The sequence below is a fragment of the Glutamicibacter sp. FBE19 genome (genome assembly GCF_015524875.1).
GTDB lineage: Bacteria > Actinomycetota > Actinomycetes > Actinomycetales > Micrococcaceae > Glutamicibacter > Glutamicibacter halophytocola.
Genome location: NZ_JACKQN010000003.1, coordinates 14,650 through 37,770, shown reverse-complemented (window position 1 = coordinate 37,770; position 23,121 = coordinate 14,650). Strand labels below are relative to the sequence as shown.

Below are 23,121 nucleotides of genomic sequence, written 5' to 3'. Positions count from 1 at the left end.
GAAAGAACCGCCGCATAAGCCGCGGTACCGGTATTACTTGGGGGCCGGTACCGCAATCATTCGCAATTCGTTATGAGGAGTAATTGTGTTCAGCGAACAACGACTCGGCAAGTTGATTGCCGGAGCAAGCGCGCTAGCGCTGGCTGGGGCGGGGTTATTGGGGGCCACCGCCGCTGCTGCCGACGATGCACCGGGCATTGATTCGGGCATGACCGGTTCCATTAGCATCCACAAGTCCTCGGCTACGCCGGGCGAGGCGGGCGATGGTAATGAAATCACTCCTGATCCAGGCTTGGACAAGGAACTGGCCGGGGTTGAGTTCACCTTGCAGCAGGTGCTGCATGATGGATCACCCATTGATTTGAGCACCGCCGAAGGCTGGGAACTCTCGGAGGCAGTGACATCTGCCGGAAGCGCGCCATCGCTTCCCTCCGCTGAATACACGCTGGGCGCAAGCACAGCGACGACAACGGATGCCTCGGGGGTGGCCACATTCTCCGGCTTGAATTTGGGACTGTACCTGGTCACCGAAACCAAGTCCGGCGATAACCTGATCAGCCAGAAACATGATCCGTTCTGGGTAACTGTTCCATATCCCAATGAGGATGGGTCATGGAACTACAACGTTCACGTGTATCCGAAGAACCTGCTCAATGAAATCAACCTGAGCAAGACGGTGGACGACACCGCTCAGCTGCTGGGCGACAACGTCACGTGGACGCTGGAAACGACTGTTCCCGCTTCTGATCTTCCCTACGAGTCATTCACCCTCGCTGACGTGCTTCCTGCGCAATTGACCTTCGTCTCCTGGGGCGCGCTTTCGCTCAATGGCGCACCTCTGGATGCGGCCGATTACGTAATCTCAGCCGACAATACCGAGATTTCGTTGACCGCTTCCGGACTGGCAAAGCTTGATAGCGCCGGGGAAGCCACCTTCAGTATCGACTTGGTTACCACGGTCAACGCCATCCCCGAGGACGGGAAGGTCGTCAACGAGGCAAGCCTGACCATCAACGGGACTACCGTCAAGGATCCAGCCAACACCAACTTGGGCACCATCAAGCTCATCAAGACGGATGAAGGCGACCAGATTCTGGCCGGCGCAAAGTTCGAGCTCTACGCCGAAGCACCAGTAGATGGTGAAGCGACTGGTGATCCGATCGCCACTGCCACGACCAATGACAGCGGCGAAATCGTCTGGCAGGTCCACGTGGGTATCGATGATGATCTCACCGAAACCTATTGGGTGCGGGAGACCGTTGCTCCGGCAGGATTTGTTCTTCCTGCCAATCCGTGGTCCGAGGTCCCCGCAGTGGATGCAGGTGCCACCGCCGAGCTCACAGTAACCAACCACAAAGCCGACGGACCGGATCTTCCACTGACCGGTGCACAAGGCACCTTGCTATTCACCCTGGCAGGTATCGGCCTCATGGCTGTAGCCGGTGGTGCTGTATTGGTACAGCGGCGAGCACGCCAGCGCCGCGCTGAGTAAACCACGACCAGCAAATTCATGCTGGCAGGCCGCAGAAGTGGGAGGACGAGGATTAATCGTTCTCCCGCTTCTGCGGTTTAACTCCCGGCAATAGCTTGCCAAGTTCGCCATGATCATAGTCCGCACCTGAGAAGAGGAGCATTCCATGTCCGCAGTGGACCAGAAGGACACGAACACCACGAAGGCTCCCCGGGGCTGGAAGGTGCCCATCGCGACCTTGGCTATTGCGAGCGTATTTCTTCTTGGCGCGCTGACACTGCTTTATCCTTCCACTGCCAGTTGGTTTGCCCAGTACAACCAGTCCAAGACCATTGGCATGATCTCCTCCGAAATATCAGAAGATGAACCGGATTGGCTGCAGGCAGAGCTGGACAAGGCACATGAGTACAACCAGCAGCTTGTCGGAGGCGCGCTGCTCTCCCCCGCTAGCAATGTGCCGACCAGCGACGGGCGTCAAGGCGATAGCCAGTCCTACGATGAGCTGCTCAAGGTATCTGACGATGGCCTGATGGGACGCTTGAGAATTCCAGCGATCAACGTGGACCTGCCCATCTACCACGGCACCGATGCCGCAACCTTGGAGCGCGGAGTCGGGCATCTCGAAGGAACAGCTCTGCCCGTGGGCGGCATCTCCCAGCATTCGGTGCTCACAGCACACCGGGGCCTTCCAGATGCAACGCTGTTCAATGACCTTCCAAAGCTGAAAATCGGGGATACCTTCACCATTGAAGTGCTCGGAGAAGTCCTTTCCTATCAAGTAATCGAAACCCAAACTGTGCTCCCGGATGAAACCAAATCCTTGGTTCCCCAATACGGGAAAGACCTCACCACGCTGGTAACTTGCACTCCGCTAGGCATCAATTCACATCGAATGCTCGTCACGGCCGAGCGCATTCTGCCCACGCCAATTGAAGATCTCAACGCCCTGGGCAAGGCGCCCGACATCCCAGGTTTCCCCTGGTGGTCCGTGTTTGCCGGGGCCGCCGTGCTGGCAGCCGCAGCCTGGGTCTATTTCGCCGGACGCAATCCCAGTGTGAAGCGTCCATGAGCATTCATGATGAGAATCAATCTTGGCAAGGCCCACTTTTCCATTTATCCGGTGGCGTGGATATTCACGAGTGAAGAATTGATCCTTCCGTATTAGAATCAATACTGGAACATTCAAGTTCTTCACTCGTACTCTGAATCATGAGGAAAAATGACAAACATTGTTAGGCGCTTGCTTGCTGTCATCGCAGCCTGCGCGCTCGCTTTCTCAGGTGTCGCAGTAGCATCGGCAACACCGCTACCGGCGTCAGCGCCGAGCATCGGTATCGTGGCAGCAAAAAAGTCTGAACCGGTCACCATCAAGAAAATCGGCAACAAGACCGTCAAGGGCAATGCCAAGGCAACTATCAAGCCAAGCTACGCCAAGGCCAAGAACGTCAAGATCAAATCAGCTGTCCTGACAGTCACCAAGGGCAAGAAGACCGTTGCCAAGAATAAGAAGTCAGCCAAGGTAGCTGCGGGGACTTACAAGGTCAAGACCACCGTAAAGTACCAGCTCAAGGGCAAGACCTCAACGGTATCCAAAACGCAGACCTTGACTGTGAAAAAGGCAGCTGCCAAGCGCTCGGTCAAGATGAGCGGAAAGTCCTACAGCTGCCCCTCCGGATTCCCGGTCAAGGGAAACCGGACAGGTAGCAAGAATGAGTGGAAGTACCACGTACGCGGCGGAGCGTACTACGAACGGACTAAGCCTGAAGAGTGCTTCAAGACTACTGCCGATGCTCGCAAGGCCGGCTACCGGGCTTCGAAGCGCTAAACCTGCATATTAGGCATCCGGTACACCGGAATTTCAAAGCGACCTCGGTTGATCCCCAAAAAGGGAATCAGCCGAGGTCGCTTAGCAAGTGGAATAACAGGACGGAGTTTGCTGGCGGAATTTGGTCCCCCCGTCTGCTACTTCTCGATGGCGTCTCGGGAATCCTTATCAGACTCCTCATTGCGGCTCTTTCTGATGTTTTCCGCAAGCGACGCTGCCACGTCTTCAGCCTTGTCCAATGCCCTGTTCTTAGTGTCATCACCAAACTGCCTGATTGCATTCAGACCGTCAGAGCCTGCATCGGTCGCTTTGTCCCTCACCTCAGCAACGGCTTTAATCCACTTCTTGGATTCGAGTGCTCCGTAAGCGCTCTCAATTCCCAACCGGTTCTGGAACTCCACGAGGTCTTTGGAGACAACATTGGTCGACTTTACGACGTCGCCTGAAGACTTTGGATGCAGCAGCACTTTGGAATTTGCCAGTCCCGCGACAATTGCGATCCGTTCAAGAAGCTTCTCGGTCACCTGTGTGATGTGTTCAATTCTGCGTTCACGCGCGATCTGCAGTCCGACCCGATGCTTCTCCAATTCCTCGGGCGAACCATTCAACACCCGGTCCAGTTCCAAGACCGACATGCCATCCTGGAGTTGGAAGCAGCGCGCCAGAACAGCCAGCCATTGATTGATCTTGGACTCGACCTCACGGGTGATCTTGGCCAGTTCACCCATCTTGGATTTGTTTTCCAGCTTTTCAGCCAGAGCGTCCAAGGCCCGAAGTGCATACGACTGGGTACTGGCAATAGTCTTGGCGTTCGAATGCACCTTTGACCAAGTGGTTTCCCCGATGTGGCCCACCTGCTCGCGCACGACCATTGCATCATCAATGAGCATTCCAACCCCGTCCAAATCCGCAAGAACTCCGTCGTTCTGTGCACGCAGGATGTCATCAACTTTTTCGTCAATCACCTTCAGGTAATCGGCGATCTCATCCATGCTCTGTTGCATTGCCAGTTGGGCCATGATGCCGCCGACACCGGCTAGCACTGCAGGATTGGCGAGCAAGGAGCCGGGTTTAGTGACAATTTCAAGAATTCCGGCCGTCTTGCCCTTGTCCATCACAATCGCGCGACTGAGTTCCGACGTAGACCCCTTCATCAAGTCACCCACCCGAAACGCCTTGGCAGACTCCTCAGATAGTTTCACCCAGCGCCCATAGTTTGATGAAACCTCGGCAGTAGCCTGGGCAACTGCCGCCCCGAAAGAGGCGTTAGGCCCTAACCGATCAATAACCATTTCCTTTGACTGAAGTTGCAGAGAGGCCAACATCGCGTTGACGGCATTCTTCTCACCAAGCACCGCAACGCCATTGCCATCTGCGACGAGTTCGATTTCATTGCTACTCATTTGTGCCTCACACCCGATTCAACTTCTAGAAACCTAGTTATCCGAAAAAACAAACTCGACAGTTGCATCAGGCGCTACGGAGTCTGTAAGACCACGATAAAAGTTTTCTGCCTGTTGACGAAGCAACTGTTCGTTATTCTCAATGTATTTGTCCTGAAGGTCGGCATTGACGACTTCTGCGAGCATGGCATCTTTGTCAACATCAGGCGTGACCCAGCTTAGAACGCCATTCTCTTCATTCAGCACCTGAATATCAAGATTTTCCATGCCGATAAACTCAAACTTGGGAATAGTAATCATATAACCGTTGCTACCGGCGTCTTCAACTTTCACGTTTTGACCGTCAATTCCAAGCTTGGCTTGAAATGAGAATTGAACATTGGACGTCTTCGTTGTCCCAGGAATTGCGACGTTGAACAGGCTCTTATCTTCCGAAGCGTTCACAATTTCTTGAACACCCAAGCTAAGGAGCGCTACCTCTTCAACGTTTCTAATAGAGTACAAAACGCGCGTATTCTTGCTTGCGCCCAATGCATCGAATGGGTTTCCAAAGTAATGAGCACCGGCCAAGGTCACTCCCACGATGACGACAAGGGCCACGAGCGAAAGTGTGACCCTGACAAGAAACCGCTTAAATTTTTCCAGCATCAGCTTCGCATTCTTTTTAAACCCAATATGTCTAACGGCGCCAAAGGTCACCAGACACTTTGAAATCGCAATCTAATGATGTCATTGGACTCCGACATTTAGCGAATTCTCATATTAACTGTTTCCCTCGACCTCATAAAAAAGATATTTAAGCAACAAGTACTTGAATTCTGAATGTTACAGTCGGCATCGTTTCAAGATCGATATACATAACACTCGCCGTTAGTTTGAGGCCTCACGTCATCGCCTCAATGACTGCTTTCAAATGTTTTACCTCATCAAGAACATCCTGGCTAAGAGGGCGACGGAGCCGTCCACATAGTCATCTGCGGATGAGTCCTAGATCCAAGAGAACAGCGAGCTCAGTTCACCGTCGGTGGTCTCGATCGGGTGGGATTCGCCCTTGGCACATATTGCCTTGACCTCTGGAGCATCAAACTTAAGGTCTTCCATGATGCGGTTGGCGAAGGCGCCGGACTGGATGCCAGCCAGGACAGCCTTCATGTTTTCCTTCACCTCAGGAGGGATCACGCGTGGGCCTGAAACGTACTCGCCGCACTAAGCAGAATCCAAAATGGAGCAGCGCTGCTTGTTTTCCAGAAGGATGCAAAGCTCCGGAAGATTCTCTCAACAAGTAAAGTAAAATTCGGGACAAGCTAGTGTAATTCCTAAAGAATTAGCCATGAGAAAGCGGACGGGGCGGAAAATGCGCGAGACTGCCAGTACTGATTTCCCCCACCACCATGCACGAATTAACACGGATGCGTGGGAAGTCATCGGTCATGAGCCGGCTGGCGCAGAGGTCAAGTTCGTTCTAGCAGAACCAAGCGATCCAGACATTTCGTGGTTCTTTAAAGAGAACAGCGTGGATGGACGCCTCCGCTATGCGGAAGACTATGCGGAAAAAATTGCGAGCCACCTTGCCCCTCTGCTCGGCCTTCCTTCCGCTGTCGTATACCTGGCATCTCACACCATCCAAGACATGGATGGCGCTCCTAAAACAGTCGACGGTATTATCTCCAAGAATGTTTGCCCAACGGACTATGAGCTTATCCATGGAAAGCTGTGGCTTCCTTCAAGCGGAATTTCTGATTTTGTTCCAGACGATACGAGACATAGACGCGGCCATTCGATTGCCAACATCAAATTGAGCTTAGTGTCGGTAACGGCCCCGCCTGAGTCGCCAATGCCGCGAAACTTCAGTGGCTTTGATGCATTTGCAGGCATGTGCTTATTTGACGCCTGGATTTCAAATCAAGACAGACACGAAGAGAACTGGGCGGTATTGAGAGCCGTCGCATCGGATGCACCACTGCCAAACCGGCTTTCTCCCATTTACGACAACGGCAGCAGTTTGGCTTTTAACGTCCCTGAGGATCAGATGGAAGCAAGGCTTCAAGGTCAACGTGGCGGGGTCGCGGCATGGGCCAACAAAGGCAAAGCGACCAAACTTGAACGATCACAACCTGGAAATCGACAGCTAGGACTGGTTGAAGCGGCAGCGCAAGCGCTCTCTTTGACTTCTGAAGCTACGCGCACCTACTGGCAAGAAAAATTCGACAGCATTAGTGGTGACGATCTGCTTCGAATCGCTCACAGTATCCCCGAAATGTCGGAAGTGAGACGTACATTTATACAAGAGCTACTGGAACTCAACTTGGAAAGGATCCAAAATGCCTGTTTTACAACCACCAGAGCCAACGGTTGCATCACGTGATTTTTCTGGCGTCGTGACCATGTTGGCAGTTACTTGGCAACATCCTCGTAGTCGCGTCATAAGCCCCGTCGGCTTGTTGACTCATGATGTCAACGGAACTTTTAGATTCAGTTACATTCAGAACGCACAGGACGTCCAGGGCTTTCGTCCACTAGTCGGCTTTCCTTCATTGGATCAAGCGTACGAGTCCGATCATCTTTTTCCACTTTTTGCACAGCGGGTAATGAGTCCCCGGCGTCCTGATTATCTCGGCTACCTTAAAACTCTTGGCTTGGAACGAAATGCAACGCCTTGGGAAGTCCTAGCACTATCTGGCGGTCGACGCACTGGAGATACGATTCAGCTCGTCCCTGTTCCAGTACCGCTGGGTAACCGAACTTGGGAAATTGATTTTCTAGTACACGGAGTACGCCACGTCATCGATCGTTCATTCGTCCTGGAAAACGGGACTGTTAGCTCTGATCGTTCCCAGCTGGAAACCGCACTCGAAGGGCTAGCCGCCGGTGACCAGCTTTATCTAGTTCCAGATGCCGATAACGGGGTAAACGCGAACGCGCAGCTAATCGTCACCGATGCCGGGCTTCCGATTGGTTTTCTTCCGGATTTGTTCACTGAGGATTTCGAGCGCCTCGATCGCGACGACATTCGATGTGAAGCCGTCGTCGTGAATAATTCAGCGTCGCCATGGCATATGCGCGTGCTTGCACGCCTAATGTGCAAGGTGCCTGAAAACTTTACATTCTTCAGTTCCGCATCTTGGGACCGTATCGCCTAGTCAGCGAATACGTCGCCAGCAATAATCTGGTCAAGTTGAGCGGGTAAAGGCTGGAACGAGCAATAATCCCTATATAGATCAAGGCGATTCTAATTTGCTAGTTCGTCTTCCAACGATTCGAACAGTGGAACCAGCTACCTACGGTCCTGTCCAGAGTATTCGGTTTGTTCGCCGGAAGGTTCCTCAGCCAACCGAGTCATTCTCGAAGTCCCGGTATCCCAGGCCACAAATTCTTGGGCCAGACACCGATCGAATGCAGCTTGAGCAAAGCCTCCGTCGTGAATTTCAAGCATCCAGGAGTCTGATACTTCCCGCCAAATGACTCAAAGCCGGTGATCCTTTCCCATTTCGGGGAAACGATCACCGGCTTTGTTCTATATCAAAAGCTATAGATTAGCGGGCGACGGAGCCGTCCACGTAGTCATCTGCGGATGAATCCGAGATCCAGGAGAACAGCGAACGCAGTTCGCGGCCGGTGGTCTCGATTGGGTGGGATTCACCCTTGGCACGCAGTGCCTTGAACTCCGGGGCGCCAGCCTTCTGGTCTTCCATGAAGCGGTTGGCGAAGGCGCCGGACTGGATGTCAGCCAGGACAGCCTTCATGTTTTCCTTCACCTCAGGGGTGATCACGCGTGGGCCGGAAACGTAGTCGCCGTACTCAGCGGTGTCCGAGATGGACCAGCGCTGCTTGGCGATGCCGCCTTCCCACATCAGGTCAACGATCAGCTTCAGCTCGTGCAGCACCTCGAAGTAGGCGATTTCTGGCTTGTAGCCAGCTTCGGTCAAAACTTCGAAGCCGTACTGGACCAGCTGCGAGGTACCGCCGCAGAGCACAGCCTGCTCGCCGAACAGGTCGGTTTCGGTCTCTTCGGTGAAGGTGGTCTCGATCACGCCGGCACGGGTGCCGCCGATGCCTGCTGCGTAGGACAGGGCCAGTTCCTTGGCGCCGCCGGTGAAGTTCTGCTCCACGGCGATCAGGTCAGGGATGCCACGGCCGGCTTCGAATTCGCGGCGCACGGTGTGGCCTGGAGCCTTAGGGGCAACCAGGGCAACGTCAACGTTGGCTGGTGGCTGGATGAAGCCGAAGCGGATGTTGAAGCCGTGGCCGAAGAACAGGGCGTTGCCCTCTTCCAGGTGCTCGGCGATCGACTCGGTGTATACCTGGGCCTGGACCTGGTCCGGGGTCAGGATCATGATGACGTCGGCCCAGGCAGCAGCCTCGGCAACGGTGGCGACCTTCAGGCCCTCGGCTTCAGCCTTGGCGCGGGACTTGGAGCCCTCGGCCAGGCCGACAACAACCTCGACACCCGAGTCGCGCAGGCTCAGCGCGTGCGCGTGGCCCTGGGAACCGTAGCCAATGACGGCTACCTTCTTGCCCTGGATGATCGAGAGGTCTGCGTCGTCTTCGTAATACAGATCAGCCACTGTAGTTCTCCTTATTTGTGCTCTGGCTTTTTAGCTCAATTTCTAAGCTAGGTGCCAAGTATCTAAAATTTGTAGTTCGTGTCCGTAGAAGTCTTCTGTGCGCCCTAGGCGCTCAGGGTCTTCAATGCGCGGTCGCTCATGGACTTGGCGCCGCGGCCTACGGCAAGGGTGCCCGACTGGACGATTTCGCGAATGCCGAAGGGCTCCAGCACCGCCAAGAGCGCCTCGATCTTCGCTGCATTGCCGGTAGCCTCGACCACCAGCGAGTCCGTAGACACATCGATGACGGAGGCACGGAAGAGTTCCGCAGCCTGGGTCACCTGCAGGCGGGTCGCCGCGTCGGCGCGCACCTTGATCATGATGTGGTCGCGCTGCACCGAGGTTTCCGGAAGCAGCTCGACAATCTTGATGACGTTGATCAGCTTGTTCAGCTGCTTGGTCACCTGCTCCAGGGAATCCCCCTCGGCGTCGACCACCACGGTCATGCGGCTGATGCCGTCAATTTCCGTGGGGCCCACAGCCAGCGAGTGGATGTTGAAGGCACGGCGGGCGAAGAGGCTGGCTACTCGGGTGAGTACACCGGGAACGTCTTCAACCAGTACCGACAGAGTGTGCTTTGCCATGTTCTAGTCCTCCTCTTCCCATTCCGGGGTCATGCCCCTGGCGATCTGGATCTGGTCATTGCTCACGCCCGATGGAACCATCGGCCACACCATCGAGTCGGCCGAGACGACAAAGTCGATCACCACGGGACGGTCATTGATTTCCAATGCCTTGGCAATGGTGGCGTCGATGTCCTCGTCGCGTTCGCAGCGCAGGCCCACACAACCGTAGGCATCGGCCAGCTTCACGAAGTCGGGAACGCGCGCGGTCCCGTGCCCGGTATTCAAATCCGTGTTCGAGTACCGGGAATCGTAGAACAGCGTCTGCCACTGGCGAACCATGCCCAGCGACGAGTTGTTGATCACCGCGACCTTGATGGGAATATTGTTGATCACGCAGGTGGCCAGTTCCTGGTTGGTCATCTGGAAGCAGCCGTCTCCGTCAATGGCCCAGACCACGCGATCCGGCTGTGCAACCTTGGCACCCATGGCCGCAGGAACCGAGTAGCCCATGGTGCCCAGCCCGGCCGAGTTCAGCCACGAGCGCGGGCGCTCGTACTTGACGAACTGGGCGGCCCACATCTGGTGCTGTCCCACGCCGGCAACGTACACGCCTTCTGGCCCGGTGAGCTCGCCAATGCGCTGGATGACGTGCTGTGGCGCCGAAAGCCCGTCCTGGGTCTCGGTGTAGCCGATCGGGTAGGTCTCGCGCAGGCGATTGAGCAAGCCCCACCAGCTGGAAAGATCCTGCTGCGGCTCATTCTCGAAGCGCGTTGCGCAGGCTTCTTGCAGCTGCGGGATGATTTCATCCAGCGAGCCCACAATCGGCACGTCCGCCACGCGGTTCTTGGAGATTTCCGCAGGGTCGATATCGGCGTGGATCACCTTCGCGTTCGGGGCGAAGGAGGAAAGCACTCCGGTGACCCGGTCATCGAAGCGGGCCCCGAGGGTGATCAGCAGGTCCGACTGCTGCAAGGCGGTCACTGCGGACACCGCACCGTGCATGCCCGGCATGCCCACATGCTGTTCGTGCGAATCCGGGAAGGCACCGCGGGCGGTCAGGGTGGTGACCACTGGCGCGTTGATGTATTCCGCGAATTCCTTGAGCTGCTCGTGGGCGTTGGCCTTGATCACGCCACCGCCGACATATAGCACCGGGCGGGTTGCCGCTGCGATCAGCTTGGCTGCTTCTCGAAGCTGCTTGTTGTGGCCGCGGGTCACCACGCGGTAGCCGGGCAGATCCACCTTGGGCGGCCAGGAGAAGGTCATCTCCGACTGCTGCGCATCCTTGGTGATATCCACCAGCACCGGACCGGGACGTCCGGTCTGTGCCAGGTAGAAGGCGCTGGCCAGGGTCTTGGGAATATCTTCCGCGTTGGTGACCAGGAAGGCGTGCTTGGTGATCGGCATCGTGATGCCGACAATGTCTGCTTCCTGGAATGCGTCAGAGCCGATAAAGGCGCTGTTGACCTGACCGGTGATTGCCACCATTGGCACCGAGTCCATATTGGCATCGGCCAGTGCGGTGACGAGGTTGGTTGCGCCTGGTCCGGAAGTGGCGATGCATACGCCAACTTCCCCGCTCACCATGGCGAAACCCTGTGCGGCGTGGCCTGCACCCTGTTCGTGGCGGACCAAGACGTGGTTGATCTTGGTCGAATCCATCAGTGGATCATAGGTGGGAAGGATGGCCCCACCTGGTAATCCGAAGACGTCTTTGACGCCCAGTTCTTCCAGCGAGCGGACGATGGCTTGTGAGCCCGTCATCTGTGTGGGAGCAACGATATTATTCGGACCCTGTACCGGGTTCGAAGCTTCCACGACGGAAGAGACAGCGGCGGCGGCATCCTTAGATCGATTGATTGACTTCGCAACCGACGCCGGATTGGCTGGTGTTGAGTTGCTCATCGGGATCCTTTCCATTTCTATCTCTTCGTTTGCGCATAAAAAACGCCCCGCGGCCGTCACTACTGACGAAAGGGGGCTTGCGCGTTACCGATGTTCTGTCCGCTTAGTGCGACAGCGTCTCAGGCTCCGCGCCTGATAACTAGTAGAACATCGAAGTTTGTTTGCATGTCTCTAGTTTTCTCTACCCAAGGATAAAGTTCAACTAGACACCCCGTTCATCTCATTATATGAGATGGATGTCCAATGAGTGGACGCATTTGGCGCCCACCCATCTGGACCACGGCCTCATTAGCCGCAATATGCGCCTGTCGAAGCCGAATTTACCAATTTTGCATACTTGGCCAAGACGCCCGAGGAGAACTTGGCGGGAAGCGGCTTCCAGCCAGCCTTTCGGGCTTCCAGTTCTGCAGGATCAACCAGCAGGTCGAAGCTGCGGGCGGAAATGTCCACGCGAATCCGGTCCCCGTCGTGCACAAAGGCAATGGGCCCGCCGTCAACGGCTTCAGGGGCCACGTGCCCAATGCACAGCCCGGTAGTACCGCCAGAGAAGCGGCCATCGGTGAGCAGCAGGACGTCCTTGCCAAGGCCGGCACCCTTGATGGCGCCGGTAATGGCCAGCATTTCACGCATGCCAGGTCCGCCCTCGGGACCCTCATAGCGAATGACCACCACATCGCCGGCCTGGATCTGCCCTGCATCCAGCGCTTCGAGGGCACCTTGCTCCCGCTCGAAGACCCGCGCGGTTCCTTCGAAGACATCCGCATCGAAGCCCGCGGATTTCACCACGGCCCCTTCCGGAGCCAAGGAACCATGCAGCACCGTGACACCACCGGTTTTGTGGATGGGGTTATCCATGGCTCGAAGAATCTTGCCATCAGGATCCGGTGGCGCAATGCTGGCCAGATTTTCAGCGACTGTTTTTCCGGTGACCGTCAAGCAGTCGCCGTGAAGCAGCCCTGCATCGAGCAACGCCTTCATCACTACCGGCACGCCGCCGACGCGATCCAGGTCGTTCATGACGTAGCGGCCGAATGGCTTAAGGTCTGCCAGGTGCGGCACCTTGTCGCCGATCCGATTGAAGTCGCTCAGCGATAGGTCGACCTCGGCTTCCCGGGCAATGGCCAAGAGGTGCAGCACGGCGTTGGTTGAGCCGCCAAAAGCCATGGTCACGGCGATGGCGTTTTCAAAGGCCTCTTTGGTCATGATGTCTCGGGCGCGAATTCCCTTGCGCAGCATCTCCACCACGGCTTCGCCCGAGCGGTGCGCGAACATGTCGCGGCGCCGGTCAGCTGATGGTGGCGCGGCGGAACCTGGAAGGCTCATGCCCAGCGCCTCGCCGATGGATGCCATGGTGTTTGCGGTGTACATGCCGCCGCAGGCGCCTTCGCCCGGGCAGATGGCTCGCTCAATGGCATCGAGGTCTTTTTCGCTCATGCGTCCTGCGGCGCAGGCGCCGACCGCTTCGAAGGCGTCAATCAGCGTGACGTCTTTTTCTGTGCCGTCCTCCAGCTTCACCCATCCTGGCATGATGGAACCGGCATAGAGGAAGACCGACGAAAGGTTGAGCCGCGCGGCGGCCATGAGCATGCCCGGCAGCGACTTGTCGCAGCCCGCCAAGAGCACCGAGCCGTCCAGGCGTTCAGCCATCATGACCGTTTCAACCGAATCGGCGATGACTTCCCTGGAAACAAGCGAGAAGTGCATGCCCTCATGCCCCATGGAAATGCCATCGGATACCGAAATGGTTCCGAATTGCATCGGGAAACCTCCGCCAGCGTGGACGCCTTCTTTGGCTCCCTGCGCAAGGCGGTTCAACGAAAGATTACAAGGGGTGATTTCGTTCCACGAGCTGGCAATGCCAATTTGCGGTTTTGCGAAGTCATCATCGCCCATGCCGACAGCGCGCAACATGCCTCGCGCTGGAGCGGCGTGGATACCATCGGTGACCACACGGGAACGTGGTTTGATATCTGGCGTAGCATCCTGGCTCATAAATTTCATTCTAGTTGTCAATATGACCAATCGGATAACCTATGACGCAACCGTGACACATTTCGATAAATGATGTGACTGATCAAATTGTCCAAACTTATCGGTAGAGTAGGAGTCATGGACAACCGCCCAGACGAAAATCCAGCCGAGCAGGTCAAGGCCCGTCTCCACGAGGCCTTCGACTCGCAGATCCCTAATTTCGCCAGCTACAACCTCGTGGCTGGAACCGGAACTGCCGGTTCTGGAGGGCTCAAGGTCATTGGATATCGGCGCCAACCAGCAGAACTCATCATTGCCCCGGTCAACGCGAACGATTTGCGCGCGTCGGAAAACGCCATCAACATCAACAACACCAACGTGAACCAGCTCGCCGAGCTCAGCGATGGCGGCTACGAAGTTGCCACCTCAACGGGCAGGGTTTTCCGTTTCAGCATTCCAGAAAAGCTGAGCATCGATTACCACATCGATGATGCCGTCACCGTTGGCGCACAAGTTGACCAGGAATCCGATGCCCACGATTTTGCCGACTTCATGGACCACTTCATGAACACCATCGAAGGCACCGAGAACTTCGTATAGCCGCAAAGCCGGTGATCCCACCGGCCCTTCATGCAAAACGGTGGATGCCGCATGGCATCCACCGTTTTCCTATTCCTCCGCGCTATGCGCGCAGCCGGTCCGGCAGGGGCCCGCTACCGGGTCCGATACTGGGTCATTTCGCCGGCTTGCATGACCAGCCATGGGCTGAAGGCCCAAGGAGCTGACTGGACTGCTACAGCAAATTCCGCGGGATCAACCCAGCGGTAATCCATGACTTCGGCCGGATTAGCCGCGATGTCCCCATCGATCACGGCGGTGAAGACCGGACAGATCTCATTTTCAACGACGCCGGAGGCATCGACCGCGCGATAGCGGAAGTCCGGCAGCGCTACCTGGATATCCCGGATTTCCATGCCCAGTTCCCCGGCAGCATGGCGCCGGATCGCGGTTTCCATCTGCTCCCCCGGCTGGGGGTGGCCGCAGAAGGAATTCGTCCATACCCCGGGCCACGTCGCCTTTGACAGCGCCCTGCGCGTCATCAACAACTGCCCCAAGGAATTCCTGACGTGGCAGGAGAACGCCTGGTGCAAAGGCGTATCCCTGTTATGCACTGTTTCCTTGGGCATGGCGCCAACTGGCTGGCCGTCCTCGGAAAGCAGGATGACATCCATCAAGTCCTCGACTTCTCTTTGGTGGTTAGCGGGTGAATACAGCTGCGTAGATCAACAACATCGTCAGCAGGAATCCGCACAGGTAGTTGATCCACAGAAATCTCTTCCACGCCCGGTTAACCGTACCGGACGTCGAATCCTGCACCCCAAGATGCGGAAACACATTAAGAATGTAGGCAATGGCGAGCAAGCCGGCCAACGAGCCGATTCCGCGAACTCCGAACAGGACCAGCAGCCCAGCGAGCAGATACGCGCCTGCCACCAAGTAGATCGTTCTCCGCGCGCCGAACGCTACCGCGATCGAGCCAAGCGACGCTTCGCGGTCGGGAAGGATGTCCTGGATGGCGCCCAGTGCATGGCTGGCCATGCCCCAGAGAAGGAAGGCGATGAACACCAGCCATTGGGTGCGGTGCACCGGCGCGCCCGCCAGCACCCAGCCGAAGATCGCGGGCGACACAAAATGGACGGCGCTGGTGACGGAGTCCAGTCCAGCGCGTTCCTTGAAACGCAGGACCGGAACGCTGTAGGCAAGCAACGCCGCAACCGACCCTGCCAGCACCGCAGTGGAGATGCCGCTTCCGGCAAAAGCCAAGACAACCAGGAACGGCACGGCCGTGACCGCGCTCGCCAGCAAGATCATCCGATGGCTGCGGCGGGCCAGCAGCGCGCCTTCAATGCCGCCCTTTCTCGGGTTGCGCAGATCCGATTCATAGTCGAAGACGTCGTTGACCCCGTACATCACCAGGTTGTAGGGAAACAGGAAAAAGATGGTGCCAACGACGAATTTCCAATCCACCGATCCTCCAGCCAGGAGGTAGGCGGCGGCAAAGGGGTAGGCGGTATTCACCCACGACACCGGCCGCGAGGTTGTGATGATTCCATGGAGCATAGTCAGGCCTTGTCGTTGGGAGGAGTGGAATGGCCGCTGCCCTTGCGCCGTGGGGCCAGGGCCTCGAAGAGCCACCAGAGGCCGGGCCCCAGGAGCACGGCACAGGCAGCGTAGGCGAAGTCCTCAATAGGAGCCAGCCCGATGCGCAGGCCGGAAAGGGTGTGCGTCCCATAGTCGAAGAGCCCCGCAAAGATCATCAGGTTGTCGAAGATCGCCGTGAGCAGCAGCATCAGCACCATCGCTGCCAGGACCGGCAGCGCGATGGCGGCAGGCTTTTTCCTGCCGGCCAGGGCGCCGAGGAGGAACACGCTGCCCGCTGCGGCGAGAAACCAGAAGCTCATCTCAAGAAACATGGCCATCGCCCTCCCCTGTCTTTGAGCTTCCACGGGTTCGCCGCGCCCGGAACTGGATCAGCGCCTGCGCCCCGGTCACCGCGATCATCGCGCAATGGCACAGGAAAACCAGGAAAAAGACTTCCTCCAAGGGGAATTGCTCGCCGACCATGATCCCGGTCATCAACTCCGATGGCTTATGCAGGAAGATCCCCTGCCCAATGGCCAGGACATCCCAGAGCACAAAAAATCCCGTCCCCAACACCAGGACCATCAGCCCGCGCAGCGGGTGGCGGAAGACAAAAAGCTTCCACTTGGCATCCAAGAGCGCCATGCAGCCGAGCAGTCCGAGAAGAATACCCAGATAGATCATGCTCCCGCTTCCCTGCTGCTGGCGCTTCGGCGCTCGTGGGTCAAGGGCCCGGGGCCAGTGATGCCCAGTACTGCCTTGGCCGCCAGCTCGCCGCTGATCAAGCACATCGGAACGCCAATCCCGGGGCGCACCGTGCTTCCGGCATAATGCAGTCCCTGCACCTTCTTGCTGTGATTGCCGGGCCGGAGCATGGCGCTTTGGCCCAGGGTATGTGCCAGGCCCAGCGCCCCGCCCCGGTAGGCGCCATATTGCTGTTCGAAATCCGCCGGACCGATGCTCTGGCGCACCACGATCCTTTGGCGCAGATCCGGGATTCCGGCCCAGCTCGCCAGCTGGTCGATGGCTGCGTCCGCGACCTGCTCGACCATGGCATCCCCGAGCCCGTCCGGGCCGCCTTGCCCCCATTCGGGCACGGCCGGCGCGGGCACGAGAATGAACAGATTCTCGCAATCGGCGGGAGCGACAAAGGGGTCGGTGGCGCTGGGCTTGCAGACGTAGATGCTGGTTTCCGGCTGCAGTTCGCGGCCCTGGCGGATTCGCGCGAAATTATCCTTCCAGTCCTTGCTGAAAAGCAGATTGTGATGTTCCAGTTCCGGCAATTTCCCCGTGATGCCCAGGCAGACCAGGATGGCGCTCGGGCCCGGATCCCTGCGCGCAAAGCTCTTGGCCGTATTCGTCTGCAGGTGCCCTGGCAGCAGGCTGCCGTCGATATGGCGCGCATCGGCTGCACCGATCACCGCCTGCGCCGCGGTGCGTTGCCGCTGCCCCGAGGCATCGGTCCAGTGAACCGCCGCCACCCGCGGCTTCGTTCCAGTGGTGGTCTCGATCGCAGTGGCGGTCGCTCCGACCCTGATGCTGGCTCCCTGCTCGGTTGCCACTTTAGCCATGGCATCGGCAACCGCCGCGAAGCCGCCCATCGGGTACTTGACGCCATCTGCCAGGTCCAGGTGGCTCATCAGCTGATAAAGCGCAGGGGTGCGTTCCGGGCTGGAGCCCAGGAATACGGCAGGATAGCCCAGCAGCTGGCGGATTTCGTTGCTCTGGAAACGCCGGGCGAGATAGCTCTCCAGGCTGGATCCGAGCAAGGCGGCCAGCTGCGGGAGCAGGCGCAGCAGCTGGGGATCCATCAGCGACCGGGGCGAGCTGAAGTCATCATAGAGGAAGTGCTTCAAGGCCAGTTCATAGCCATTGCCAGCGGTGCGCAAGTACTCCTCAAGCGCCGGGGCGCTACCCGGTTCCAGGGATTCGAAGAGCTCGCGGACGCCCGGCCCGGTGCCCACGTCCACCGGAGCCTGCCGGCCCTGGAAGAACGTGCGGTATCCGGTGTCCAGTTCGCGCAGCTCCAGCTGCGCGCCGACGCTGGTTCCCATGAGCTCGAACCAGTGTTCGAAGACCTCCGGCATCAGATACCAGGAAGGACCGGTATCGAAGCGGAAGCCGGCGCGCTCAATGCGCCCGGACCGGCCGCCCACGCTTGGGTGCTGTTCCAGCAAGGTGACATTGCACCCGCGCGCGGCCAGCAGGCCGGCGCTGGCCAAGCCCGAGAATCCCCCTCCGATGACTACAACGTCCCGTGCTTCGCTGGCCATCTAGTGCCGTCCTTCCATGATGTGGCTGGTTTGCGTCTTTCCCTGCCTGGCCAGCAGCACCCGCACCGCGATCATGGCCTTGCGCCCGGGGGAAACCGAGATCCTGGTGCGCAGCAGCGCCTCGGCCGGGGCCTTGGCCAGCTGCCGGTTCAATTCCTGGAACAGGTCGTGGGCCAGGCGCACCGCGCGCGCTGCGGCTGGCGCCAGCAGCGCAAGCCCGCCACGCGCCTTCTCCAGGTCCTGCTCGATCTGCTCCACCAGGCGCTGCTTGTCCTGCTCGCCAAAGGCTTCGGGGTCGATGCCGGGGAAATAGGCCCGTCCCAGTTCCTGGCTGTCCTGCATCAGATCGCGCAGGAAATTGACCTTCTGGAAGGCCGCGCCCAGGCTGCGGGCTGCCAGTTTCGCCTGGGCTTCTTGCTCCGCGCCCAGTGGCATGGCGCCGGGCATGGCCATGAACACCTGGAGGCACATCAGCCCGATGACCTCGGCGGAGCCATAGATATAGTCTTCGAGGCTGCGCGCATCGTGTTCCCCGGTGGTCAGATCCGCCCGCATCGAGGCGAAGAACGGGGCGGTCAGCTCCGGCCCGATGCCGGTGGAACGCGCGGTGAGCGCAAAGGCGTGCACCACCAGATTGGTGCTGTAGCCGCGTTCCATGGCGCGTTCGGTTTCCGCTTCCAGGTCATCCAGGCACGCGGCGATGGCACGCGGCTCGAGTCCGGCCTGGAGGGCCACCCCGTCCACGATTTCATCGGCGAGGCGCACCAGGGCGTAGATATTGGCGATGCGGGTCGCGCTGGCAGCGTCGAGCAACCGGCAGGCCAGCGAGAAGGAGGTGGAGTACTGGCGGAGCAGCACCTTCGAGCTGCGTTGCGCGGTGCGCGAATACAGGTGCAGTGCCGGGGTGCGGGGGTCGAGCTCGCGCGGGTCCATGGCGTTCATCGGCTTCGCTCCAGGATGAGGTGGCTGCAGGTGCGCAGCAGCTGCTGGGCGCCCTCGGGCAAGTCGCGGAAGGCCGCCGATCCGGTGGCGCGGCTGCACAGCGCTTCGGCCAGCTGCCGGGCGAATTGCTCCGTGCCCTGGCTGGCCAGCTCGTCGCGGATTTGCCCGGCTGGCACCTTGCCGGAGCGGAATTCTTTGAGCATCTGAGCGAATTCGGGCTGTTCAGCGGCCAGGGCCAGCAGGATTGTGCTCTTGAATTCGCGCAGGTCGGACTCGACGGATTTGCCGGTGCGCGACGGGTCCCCGAAGGTCCCGAGCACATCGTCGATGACCTGGTACGCCACCCCGAGCTGGCAGCCCACGGTGCCGATGTTTTCGGCCTGGCCCATGGAAGCCCCTGCCAACAGCGCCCCGGCTTGCAGCGGCAGCTGGAAGGAGTAGGAGGCGGTTTTCAGCTGCTCCATGCGCAGCACCTGGCTGGTGGTCGCCGGCGCCGACCCCAGGGAGTAGAGCAGGTCTTCCAGTTCTCCTGCCCCGGCCTGCTCGATTGCCTGGAAGAACGCCTGCTCCACGACGGACTCGCTGTCGGTGCCGGCTGCGGCGCGGGCGGCGAGCTTGATCGCCTCGCTGATCAGCAGGTCTCCGGCGATAATCCCCACCGAATTCCCGGCATGCTCGGCATCGGGGAGGCTGCGCCCGCTGGCCAGGGCCTGATCGCGGTAGAGCGCCGAGATGGTGGCTTCTCCGCGGCGCACGAAGTCCTTGTCCACCACGTCATCGTGGATCAGCAGCGCGCTGTGCAGCAGCTCGAAGGCGCAGGCCAGGTCGATGGCGCGGGGCTCATTGCGGCCCGAGAAGGCGCGGTAGCCGAGCATGGCCAAGGCCGGGCGCATCAGCTTGCCGGTAGCCAGGCCGCCGGTGATCTGCGACCACAGCACAGCGCCCTGGCTGGAATAGGCAGCAGTGCGCTGCTGCGCTTGCGAGCCGATCTGCGAAAGCCGCTGGCTGATGGCGGCCTGGGTGGCCTCGTCGATGAATCCGTTTTCGCCGCCCATCATGCGCGGGCCGGCCGGCGGGGATTGATCGGTGCTGGCGTGCGTTGTCATAGTTCACTGCTCCGGGAATCTGGTGGGGTGGAATGATCGGCTGGCCCAGTGCCGGCGGCCTGCAGCGTGAGCAGGATTTCGCCCAGCAGTGCGCGCAGCGCAAGGCGGGAGGGTTCATCGAGCTGGTCGCAGAACCTGTGCAGGCTGCGCAGCACCGCGATCCCCTCGCCGGTGGTCTCGGGGAAGCCGCTGCCGGGATGGACCACGGTGCGCCGCCGATCCGTCGCATGCTGCTGGCGCTGGATCACGTGGCGCGCTTCGAGCCGATCCAGCACCGCAGTGATGCCGGCCGAGGAAACGCCCAGCTCCTTGGCCAGCTCGCCAGGGCTGGGTGCGCTCAAGCACCGGATGAGGTTCAGGGTCCTCAGATCCGTGTCGTTCAGATTGAGGCGGGCGCGCCATCGGACTTCATAGAGCGCATGGGCCCGCTGAAGCCGCAAGAGAGCGCGGAAAAGATCCGAGCTCCGGAAGGGAGGTGCACTTGCCATGATCATTTATCTCGCTGGGTTGATATTTAGCTTATCTAGATACATCATGGTTTAACTATATAGTTTTGTCGAGCCGGATCCCCAAAAAAGTTTCCACGACCCCAGGAGCAGCCCCATGAGCCGATCACATGAACCCGCACTGCGGCAGGGCGCGGGCCCTGCTGCCAATCCGAGCTGGACCTGGCCGGTGGTCACGGCCATCTCGCTGATCACGGCCATCGCCGTATCCTTTATCGGCAGCGGCGCGCTGGGCGGCACCCCGGTGCAGGAGGTGGCCGGGGGCTATCTCAGCGCTGACGCGACATTGCTGGCGCCGGCAGGGCCCGCCTTTTCGATTTGGAGCGTGATCTACGCCGGCCTGGCGGTCTATGGCATTTTCCAGCTCACGCCCTCGGGCCGGCGCTCGGCCTGGGCAGCGTCCCTGCGCGGGCCGGCGATGCTCTCGGCATTGCTCAATGCGGCCTGGATCAGCGTGGTGCAGCTTGGCTGGCTGGGATTCAGCGTTGCCATTATTTTCACCCTCGTCGCCGTGCTGGCGTGGATGATGGCAATCATGCTTGCCGGAACGCCGTCCTCGCGTCTTGAGTACTGGATCATGTGGCTGACCTTCGGCCTCTATCTGGGATGGGTGGCCGTGGCCAGCATCGCCAATACCGCGGCGTGGCTCTTGTCGCTGGGCTTCGGCAGCGATGCCGCATGGGCCCCCGGGCTGGCCGTCGCGCTCCTGGCAGTTGCCGTCCTCATCGCCCTGGCCATCAGCTTCTACGCACGCAATCTCTTTGCCCCTGTGGCCATCTGCTGGGGCCTAGCGTGGATCGGGGTTGGCCGCCTGAGCGGCGCCAACGAGTCGGCCTTGGTTGGCTTCGCGGCGCTTGGCTGCGCGGCAGCCGTTTTGGCGGGAGCCGGCGCGATCGCCTGGCACGGCAAATCGGGTGGCAACGGGGGCACGCGATGAGCAGGATCGCCGTCACCGGTGCCACCGGCTACATCGGGGGCCGGCTGGTCCCGCGGCTGCTGAGCCAGGGGCACCAGGTCAAGGTCTTCACCCGCGATGCCCAGCGCTTGCGCGACGTTCCCTGGCATGCCGAGGTGGAAATCATCGAGGGAGACCTGGCGGACCTCGAGGCGGTATCCCGGCTCTGCTACGGAGCCGAGGTCGTCTACTACCTGGTGCATTCCATGTCCGGAAGCCGCAATTTCGCCGAGCAGGAGAAGAACTGCGCCTCCGTCATGGCACGAGCCGCACTGCAGCAGGGTGTGGGCCAGGTGGTCTATCTCTCCGGGCTGCACCCCTCGGGCAAGCTCAGCGAGCATCTGGAATCGCGAGTTGCGGTGGGCGAGATCCTGTCCGCTTCGGTGAACACGCTGATCCTGCAGGCGGGACTGGTGATCGGGTCGGGATCTGCCAGCTTCGAGATGATCCGGCACCTGAGCGATGTACTGCCGGTGATGCCGGCACCGCGCTGGGTGCGCAACCAGGTCCAGCCCATAGCCATTCGCGATGCCCTGCACTACCTCGTGGCCGCGGCGCAGCTTCAGCAGCCAGTCCATGGCGCCTATGACATCGGCGGCCCGCAAGCCTACAGCTATGCCCAGCTGATGCAGATCTATGCCCGAGTGGCAGGGCTGCGCGAACCTGCGGTCTGGGCGCTCCCGCTGCTGACCCCGCGGCTGGCCTCGCATTGGGTTAATCTGGTCACGCCGCTGCCCCGCACCCTGGCCTCGGCGCTGGTCGCGTCCTTGCAGCACGACTGCGTGATGCAATCGCGAAAAATTGATGGTCTGATCCCGCCGCCTGAGCAAGGCCTCTGCGACTATCCCAGAGCGGTGCACTTGGCCCTGGAGAAGATCAATGCGGACGCGGTGGAAACCACCTGGGCAACAGCCCATCCGATCTCGGCCCCGGCCGAGCCCTTGCCTTCGGATCCGCAATGGGCCGGGCGCAAAAGCTACACCGATACGCGCAGGATCACCACCACGGCCACCGAGCAGGCGCTATTCAAGGTAGTGCAACGGCTCGGCGGCGATTCGCCATACTTCGCCTTCCCGACGCTTTGGAGGCTGCGCGGACTGATGGACAAGCTGGCCGGCGGCGTGGGCTCGCGCCGCGGCCGCCGCTCGAACAGCACCCTGGCCTTGGGCGATGTGGTGGACTGGTGGCGAGTCGAGGCGCTGGAGAAGGACCAGTTGCTGCGCTTGCGGGCGGAAATGCGCGTGCCAGGGCAAGCTTGGCTTGAATACTCCATTGGCCGGCAAGCCAACGGGAAGACGGAGCTCATCCAGCGGGCGGTATTCTTCCCGCGCGGCCTGTGGGGACGCTGCTACTGGTGGGCCGTCTACCCGTTCCACGGGGTCATCTTCCCGGCGACCATCGCCAACATCGCGAAAGACGCAGAACAAGCACGGAGCGATTCCCGGCCCTAGC

The 23,121-nt window shown here is 59.5% G+C and carries 22 protein-coding genes and 1 pseudogene; 8 read left to right on the top strand and 15 right to left on the bottom strand.

From position 1 onward, the window contains the following. Positions 1–85: 85 nt before the first annotated feature. The 3 genes from H6F58_RS06040 to H6F58_RS06030 all read left to right on the top strand — a co-directional run bounded on the left by H6F58_RS06040 (position 86) and on the right by H6F58_RS06030 (position 3,296). A complete protein-coding gene (locus H6F58_RS06040; protein ID WP_146274966.1) occupies positions 86–1,492 on the top strand; it encodes a SpaH/EbpB family LPXTG-anchored major pilin in 1,407 nt (468 codons plus the stop codon). A 145-nt stretch (positions 1,493–1,637) separates the two neighbouring features. Beyond that, positions 1,638–2,540: a class C sortase gene (locus tag H6F58_RS06035; protein WP_195181333.1), complete on the top strand. Its 903-nt coding sequence runs from the start codon at positions 1,638–1,640 to the stop codon at positions 2,538–2,540. Positions 2,541–2,807: 267 nt separating this feature from the next. Further along, on the top strand, positions 2,808–3,296 hold the full coding sequence (locus H6F58_RS06030) for a hypothetical protein (protein WP_348536375.1): 489 nt from the start codon (positions 2,808–2,810) through the stop codon (positions 3,294–3,296). Between the two features lie 137 nt (positions 3,297–3,433). Here the strand turns inward: H6F58_RS06030 and H6F58_RS06025 are convergent, their stop codons facing one another. The 3 genes and pseudogenes from H6F58_RS06025 to H6F58_RS06015 all read right to left on the bottom strand — a co-directional run. Continuing rightward, the gene (locus H6F58_RS06025; protein WP_195181331.1) at positions 3,434–4,699 is read right to left on the bottom strand and encodes a hypothetical protein; all 1,266 of its coding nucleotides are present in this window, start codon (positions 4,697–4,699) and stop codon (positions 3,434–3,436) included. A 33-nt stretch (positions 4,700–4,732) separates the two neighbouring features. Next, complete coding sequence (locus H6F58_RS06020; RefSeq protein WP_195181330.1) at positions 4,733–5,398, bottom strand: DUF4230 domain-containing protein; 666 nt, start codon at positions 5,396–5,398, stop codon at positions 4,733–4,735. A gap of 288 nt (positions 5,399–5,686) precedes the next feature. Beyond that, a pseudogene (locus H6F58_RS06015) lies at positions 5,687–5,938 on the bottom strand (ketol-acid reductoisomerase); the annotation flags it as partial. A 115-nt stretch (positions 5,939–6,053) separates the two neighbouring features. Between H6F58_RS06015 and H6F58_RS06010 the strand changes: the two are divergent. Both H6F58_RS06010 and H6F58_RS06005 read left to right on the top strand, forming a co-directional pair. Beyond that, the gene (locus tag H6F58_RS06010; RefSeq protein ID WP_206693514.1) at positions 6,054–7,064 is read left to right on the top strand and encodes a hypothetical protein; all 1,011 of its coding nucleotides are present in this window, start codon (positions 6,054–6,056) and stop codon (positions 7,062–7,064) included. Continuing rightward, positions 7,021–7,839: a hypothetical protein gene (locus H6F58_RS06005; RefSeq protein ID WP_195181328.1), complete on the top strand. Its 819-nt coding sequence runs from the start codon at positions 7,021–7,023 to the stop codon at positions 7,837–7,839. Before H6F58_RS06010 ends, H6F58_RS06005 begins: the two co-directional genes overlap by 44 nt. A gap of 393 nt (positions 7,840–8,232) precedes the next feature. On the opposite strand, the gene ilvC is transcribed toward H6F58_RS06005, so the two are convergent. The 4 genes from ilvC to ilvD all read right to left on the bottom strand — a co-directional run bounded on the left by ilvC (position 8,233) and on the right by ilvD (position 13,766). Then, the gene (ilvC, locus tag H6F58_RS06000) at positions 8,233–9,264 is read right to left on the bottom strand and encodes a ketol-acid reductoisomerase (RefSeq protein ID WP_060701400.1); all 1,032 of its coding nucleotides are present in this window, start codon (positions 9,262–9,264) and stop codon (positions 8,233–8,235) included. A gap of 104 nt (positions 9,265–9,368) precedes the next feature. After that, the gene (gene ilvN / locus H6F58_RS05995; protein ID WP_060701399.1) at positions 9,369–9,887 is read right to left on the bottom strand and encodes an acetolactate synthase small subunit; all 519 of its coding nucleotides are present in this window, start codon (positions 9,885–9,887) and stop codon (positions 9,369–9,371) included. Positions 9,888–9,890: 3 nt separating this feature from the next. Then, positions 9,891–11,774: an acetolactate synthase large subunit gene (locus tag H6F58_RS05990; protein WP_060701398.1), complete on the bottom strand. Its 1,884-nt coding sequence runs from the start codon at positions 11,772–11,774 to the stop codon at positions 9,891–9,893. Between the two features lie 288 nt (positions 11,775–12,062). Beyond that, the gene (gene ilvD / locus H6F58_RS05985; RefSeq protein WP_195181327.1) at positions 12,063–13,766 is read right to left on the bottom strand and encodes a dihydroxy-acid dehydratase; all 1,704 of its coding nucleotides are present in this window, start codon (positions 13,764–13,766) and stop codon (positions 12,063–12,065) included. A gap of 117 nt (positions 13,767–13,883) precedes the next feature. Here ilvD and H6F58_RS05980 point away from each other — a divergent pair, with 117 nt between their 5' ends. Beyond that, a complete protein-coding gene (locus H6F58_RS05980) occupies positions 13,884–14,345 on the top strand; it encodes a hypothetical protein (protein ID WP_146274961.1) in 462 nt (153 codons plus the stop codon). 113 nt (positions 14,346–14,458) lie between these two features. Here H6F58_RS05980 and idi read toward each other — a convergent pair whose 3' ends face one another. The 8 genes from idi to H6F58_RS05940 are packed head-to-tail and all read right to left on the bottom strand — an operon-like array spanning position 14,459 to position 20,696. Then, positions 14,459–14,977: an isopentenyl-diphosphate Delta-isomerase gene (gene idi, locus H6F58_RS05975; protein ID WP_195181553.1), complete on the bottom strand. Its 519-nt coding sequence runs from the start codon at positions 14,975–14,977 to the stop codon at positions 14,459–14,461. 25 nt (positions 14,978–15,002) lie between these two features. Beyond that, a complete protein-coding gene (locus H6F58_RS05970; RefSeq protein ID WP_195181326.1) occupies positions 15,003–15,866 on the bottom strand; it encodes a prenyltransferase in 864 nt (287 codons plus the stop codon). A gap of 2 nt (positions 15,867–15,868) precedes the next feature. Continuing rightward, a complete protein-coding gene (locus tag H6F58_RS05965; protein WP_244652378.1) occupies positions 15,869–16,225 on the bottom strand; it encodes a lycopene cyclase domain-containing protein in 357 nt (118 codons plus the stop codon). After that, a complete protein-coding gene (locus tag H6F58_RS05960; RefSeq protein ID WP_195181325.1) occupies positions 16,209–16,571 on the bottom strand; it encodes a lycopene cyclase domain-containing protein in 363 nt (120 codons plus the stop codon). Before H6F58_RS05960 ends, H6F58_RS05965 begins: the two co-directional genes overlap by 17 nt. Continuing rightward, complete coding sequence (gene crtI, locus H6F58_RS05955) at positions 16,568–18,160, bottom strand: phytoene desaturase family protein (RefSeq protein WP_195181324.1); 1,593 nt, start codon at positions 18,158–18,160, stop codon at positions 16,568–16,570. Before crtI ends, H6F58_RS05960 begins: the two co-directional genes overlap by 4 nt. Next, complete coding sequence (locus H6F58_RS05950; protein ID WP_244652376.1) at positions 18,161–19,102, bottom strand: squalene/phytoene synthase family protein; 942 nt, start codon at positions 19,100–19,102, stop codon at positions 18,161–18,163. Continuing rightward, the gene (locus tag H6F58_RS05945; protein ID WP_195181323.1) at positions 19,099–20,208 is read right to left on the bottom strand and encodes a polyprenyl synthetase family protein; all 1,110 of its coding nucleotides are present in this window, start codon (positions 20,206–20,208) and stop codon (positions 19,099–19,101) included. Before H6F58_RS05945 ends, H6F58_RS05950 begins: the two co-directional genes overlap by 4 nt. Continuing rightward, on the bottom strand, positions 20,205–20,696 hold the full coding sequence (locus H6F58_RS05940) for a MarR family transcriptional regulator (protein ID WP_171919880.1): 492 nt from the start codon (positions 20,694–20,696) through the stop codon (positions 20,205–20,207). Before H6F58_RS05940 ends, H6F58_RS05945 begins: the two co-directional genes overlap by 4 nt. A gap of 115 nt (positions 20,697–20,811) precedes the next feature. On the opposite strand from H6F58_RS05940, the gene H6F58_RS05935 reads away from it, so the two are divergent. Both H6F58_RS05935 and H6F58_RS05930 read left to right on the top strand, forming a co-directional pair. Continuing rightward, positions 20,812–21,651: a tryptophan-rich sensory protein gene (locus H6F58_RS05935; RefSeq protein ID WP_146274955.1), complete on the top strand. Its 840-nt coding sequence runs from the start codon at positions 20,812–20,814 to the stop codon at positions 21,649–21,651. After that, positions 21,648–23,120: an SDR family oxidoreductase gene (locus H6F58_RS05930; RefSeq protein ID WP_146274954.1), complete on the top strand. Its 1,473-nt coding sequence runs from the start codon at positions 21,648–21,650 to the stop codon at positions 23,118–23,120. The genes H6F58_RS05935 and H6F58_RS05930 overlap by 4 nt, the downstream gene beginning before the upstream one ends. Position 23,121 lies beyond the last annotated feature (1 nt).